The organism is Neisseria sp. P0009.S007 (assembly GCF_051962515.1).
Window position 1 is genome coordinate 1 of the sequence record NZ_JBQCVF010000777.1, and the last position, 754, is coordinate 754.

Here is a 754-nt window from a genome sequence, read left to right on the forward strand (position 1 = left end):
ATACAAAAGGTACGCAGTCACCTTCTTGCACTTTTGCCGTATTATGTACCGCACCAATACCTGTAGTAACGCCGCAGCCGAGCAAACATACTTGTTCGTGGTTGGCTTCTGGGTTGATTTTCGCCAGTGAAACTTCGGCAACAACTGAGTATTCGCTGAAGGTCGAACAGCCCATATAGTGATAGATCGGCTGACCTTGATAAGAAAAACGCGTCGTACCGTCCGGCATTAAACCTTTACCTTGTGTATCACGCACTGAGACGCATAAGTTGGTTTTACCTGAACGGCAAAACTCACATTCGCCACATTCAGCGGTATAAAGAGGAATAACGTGATCACCTGGTTTTACGCTTGACACACCTTCGCCTACAGCAACAACCACACCCGCACCTTCATGCCCAAGTACCACAGGAAACACGCCTTCCGGATCGCTTCCTGATAACGTAAATGCATCAGTGTGGCACACGCCCGTGTGGGTATTGCGGATTAACACTTCGCCTTTGCGTGGCATTTCTACGTCGATTTCCACAATTTGTAAGGGTTGATTTGGTGAGAATGCCACCGCCGCACGAGATTTGATGGTTGAATTGGTTTGTTTAATTTCCATTATTTTTGCCTTTTAATTCATTAATAAAGTTATCTAGCCTAAGTGAGATAACAATAGGTTATACTTTGACCTCCACTCTAAAGCAAGCATTTTTGCAATTTTGGCTCCGACGGTAGCATGATCACCTGAAGGATCGCCATACAATCG

General features: G+C 45.4%; 1 protein-coding gene. It reads right to left on the bottom strand.

What is annotated here, in order from left to right; genetic code table 11:
- Window positions 1-607 (bottom strand): alcohol dehydrogenase catalytic domain-containing protein (locus tag ACTHS3_RS16295; protein WP_440368545.1); only part of this gene is annotated, 607 nt, incomplete at its 3' end.
- Between the last annotated feature and the right edge of the window lie 147 nt (window positions 608-754).